We start from the raw sequence: 3,323 nt of genomic DNA, 5'->3' as shown, positions 1-3,323 counted from the left end.
AAGCAGAGTCAGACTGCCCACCAAGATCAGCACTCATGTCCACCGCGACTGTCGCTGGCCCCCGCCTTCGTACTCATGCAGAGAGTCGTCCAACAGCGAGCACGGTGAACACGATGCCGGAGGGATCGTGCGAGCCCTTCAGTTCCCCGGTGAGGAATTCCAGGCCGACGTCGCTCGCCTTCAGTTCTTCGGCGAGCATGGCGAGTTCGATGCCGCGGCCGAGGCGTTTGTGCTCGTGGACGACGAGAGTGACGGCGACGCCGGAGGAGCGGATCTCCCCGGCGAGCTTCACGGCGGCCTCCAGCTCGGGGCGCCGGGTGGCGCGGGTGGAGATCTTCTCCGAGAAGACCCGGGTGACCCCGGCCTCGGTGAGGGAGTCGAGCTGTGCGTCCAGGGACTGCCGTGCGGTCGAGGCGCGGGCGTATCCGAGTCGGGCGTGCCCGACCGGTTCGGCGTCGGCGCGCACGGGCCGGGGTAGCTCGGTCCACGCCGAGCCCGGCTTGCGTACGGCGGGAGGCGGCACGCTGAGGGCCTTGGCGAGTTGGGGCACGAGGCGGAAGGTGTGGTACTGGATGGTCACCCTGCCCTTGCCGGTCCGGCACGGGGAGCCCGCGGGGACAGCACAGGTGGACATCGGGCAGTCGTGCGATTCCACGCGCTTGAAGTCGTCGCTCGCGCCCCAGACCGTTTCATGAGGGCGTTTCAGACGTCCAGTTGTTTGCAACAACTCATGAAACATGATCGCCGCAGGTGAACTTCCGGGCGACTGCCTGTTTCACGAGCGACCGCCTATGAAACACCGCGGTCGCCGACGGGATGGCTGCCCAGTCCCGACGCGGGTCAGTGAAGCGGCGGCCAGGATCCGGACTGGGGCCGGGAGTTCCCGCTGCCAGCCACGCCGACTGGAAGCGACCGTGGGCTGGATCACAGTTGAGGTTGACCTTGGGGCAAGGTGGAGGCTCGTCGCATCGGCACACGACGCCGACTCGGGCACAACCGATGTGAAGGAGCAACATGTCCACCAACCTTTCCGGTCAGAGGCAGGATCGTCCGGAGCTGCAGAAGGCGATCGAGGAGTTGGCCGAGTCCGGTTTCGTGGGGATCCAGCTCCGGGTGAACGACGAGCAGGGCGAGTGGGTTGGCAGCGCCGGTGTGCGCGAGCTGGGCCAGAGCGCCAAGCCGCTGACGAACGGGCACTTCCGCATCGGCAGCAGCACCAAGAACTTCGTCGCCACCTCGGTGCTCATGCTGGTGGCCGAGGGCAGGATCGGCCTGGATGCGCCGGCCGATGACTACCTGCCCGAGTTCGGTCTCGACCGGCGGATCACTGTACGGATGCTGCTGCAGCACACCAGCGGGATCTTCAACCACACCGGCGAGCTCTACGAGGACGGGACGATCGTGCTGGGTGTCCCCTGGCAGGGCAAGGAGTGGGTGGACAACCGGTTCAAGACCTACCTGCCCGAAGAGCTGGTACGGCTGTCGTTGTCCAAGCCGACGCGGTTCGCACCGGGTACGGGCTGGAGCTACGCCAACACCAACTACGTGCTGGCCCGGCTGGTGATCGAGAGAGTCACCGGCCGTTCGTTCGCCGAGGAGGTGCAGCGGCTGATCCTGGAGCCGCTGGGGATGACCGGCACCGTGGCGCCGGGCGCCTCGCCGGAGATCCCCGAGCCCTACAACCACGGCTACTACCGCTACGAGGACGCCGGGCAGAAGCGGACGGTGGATGTCACCCGTCAGAACCCGTCCTGGGACGGAGCCGGTGGTGACATGATCTCGACCACCAAGGATCTGCACACGTACTTTTCTGCGCTGATGGGCGGCAAGATCCTTCCGGCCGAGCTGCTGGCCGAGATGCGTGCGCCGGAGGCGACCGCCGGCTACGGCCTGGGCGTGTTCGCGCAGGAAACGGAGGGCGGCACCATCTTCCACCACAACGGCGCCCTGATGGGCTCGGCGGCACTGATGTACAGCACCCCCGACGGCAGCAAGACCCTGACCGCCGGGCTGACTTGGGTGGACGATGCCGACCTGTCGGTGGCACCGGCATTCCAGGCCGCTCAACAGCGTTTCGTCGACGAGGTGTTCTGCGGCAGGCTGGGCCGATGAGGAACGGGGTCACGATCGGGCAGGCGGCTGCGTTCGTCGGCGTCACGGTGAAGACGGTGCGGCACTACCACAGACTCGGCCTGGTCGCGGAGCCGGAACGTGACAGCTCCGGCTATCGGCGGTACGGGTCCGGCGAGCTGCTGCAGCTGGTGCAGGTAAGGACGTTGGCAGCCGCGGGCGTGCCGCTGGCCGAGATCGGGCCCATGCTCGACGCCGACGCCGAGCAGTTCGGCTCTGCGCTCGCCGACGTCGAGCGGCAGCTCACCGAACGCATCGGTGAGCTTGTCGCCCGCCGCGACACCCTGCACCGGCTCGCTGACGGCGACCGGGCGCTGCTGCCCGACCGTGCCTGCGCGATTCTGGACCGGATGCCCGGCCTCGGCTTCAGCCCCGACTATGTGGCCGCCCAACGCGAGGCCCTGGTACTGGCTCGGGCGCTGGTGCCGCAGGGCTTCGACGGCTTCCTGACCCAGCTCGAGCACGGGCTCGACGACCCTGAGTACGTCGACTTGATCAAGCGCGGCCGGGAGGCGGAGACCTGGGAACCGGACGACCCGAGGATCGAAGAACTCGCGACGGCGATGGCCGAGCGCTACCTCGCCAACCCCGCGCTGCAGGGGGATCCCGCCAGCCTGCAGGCATGGTTCAGGGCTTCGGCCCAGTACAAGCTGATCAATAACCACCGCGACGACCAGGCGCCGGTCGCGGCCCGGCTGACTGCGCTCACTGAGGCCAAGCTCCGCACCGCAGGCGTGCCCGTCCCCCACCGATGAGGTCCTGGAAATCCTTCATCGTGTCTCCGTACGTGATCGGCCGACGGCATCCGCCGGTGTGTGGGCTCCCGGACCGCGTAGGTCCCGGCTGGCGGTCGATCAGGAGGGAGACCGGGAGGAGGGCGAGGTGAACGGTTCACTCCGAGCCGTCCGGCGACCTACGTCAAGAGTGCCCGGCACAAGCTCGGGCTGACCGTGTCCCTGTCCGCTCCTCTCGGGTTCGGGCTGGGCACGGCCGAGTTCCGAGGCGGCGGACTCGCTCCTCCGCCTTTCCATTCCTGTTTCAAGGGCTCGCGCAGGTCGACGCGGCGCCCTCGTGCCGGTACCAGACGCTGTCCAGCAGACGGCCGTCCGGCAGGGTGTGGCGGTCCGGGCCGGGGGCCGGGACGAAGCCGGCGCGTTCCAGGGCGCGGCGGCACGCGAGGTTCGCCGTCGCCG

The 3,323-nt window shown here is 68.4% G+C and carries 3 protein-coding genes; 2 read left to right on the top strand and 1 reads right to left on the bottom strand.

Going from position 1 to position 3,323, the window contains the following annotated elements:
* Positions 1-73 precede the first annotated feature (73 nt).
* Positions 74-634 carry a recombinase family protein gene (locus ACFY5C_RS41190; RefSeq protein WP_389455196.1) on the bottom strand — a complete coding sequence of 187 codons (561 nt, stop codon included), beginning with the start codon at positions 632-634 and terminating at the stop codon, positions 74-76.
* Positions 635-1,014: 380 nt separating this feature from the next.
* Here ACFY5C_RS41190 and ACFY5C_RS41185 point away from each other — a divergent pair, with 380 nt between their 5' ends.
* Complete coding sequence (locus ACFY5C_RS41185) at positions 1,015-2,112, top strand: serine hydrolase domain-containing protein (protein ID WP_389455194.1); 1,098 nt, start codon at positions 1,015-1,017, stop codon at positions 2,110-2,112.
* A complete protein-coding gene (locus ACFY5C_RS41180) occupies positions 2,109-2,885 on the top strand; it encodes a MerR family transcriptional regulator (protein ID WP_389455192.1) in 777 nt (258 codons plus the stop codon). Before ACFY5C_RS41185 ends, ACFY5C_RS41180 begins: the two co-directional genes overlap by 4 nt.
* Positions 2,886-3,323 lie beyond the last annotated feature (438 nt).

Source organism: Streptomyces sp. NPDC012935 (assembly GCF_042900345.1).
Lineage (GTDB): Bacteria > Actinomycetota > Actinomycetes > Streptomycetales > Streptomycetaceae > Streptomyces.
This window is presented reverse-complemented; position numbering and strand designations above follow the sequence as displayed.

What these genes read in the sequence shown, in the direction of transcription:
- ACFY5C_RS41190 (WP_389455196.1), bottom strand. Translation starts at nt 634, where the DNA reads ATGTCCACCTGTGCTGTCCCCGCGGGCTCCCCGTGCCGGACCGGCAAG.
- ACFY5C_RS41185 (WP_389455194.1), top strand. Translation starts at nt 1,015, where the DNA reads ATGTCCACCAACCTTTCCGGTCAGAGGCAGGATCGTCCGGAGCTGCAG.
- ACFY5C_RS41180 (WP_389455192.1), top strand. Translation starts at nt 2,109, where the DNA reads ATGAGGAACGGGGTCACGATCGGGCAGGCGGCTGCGTTCGTCGGCGTC.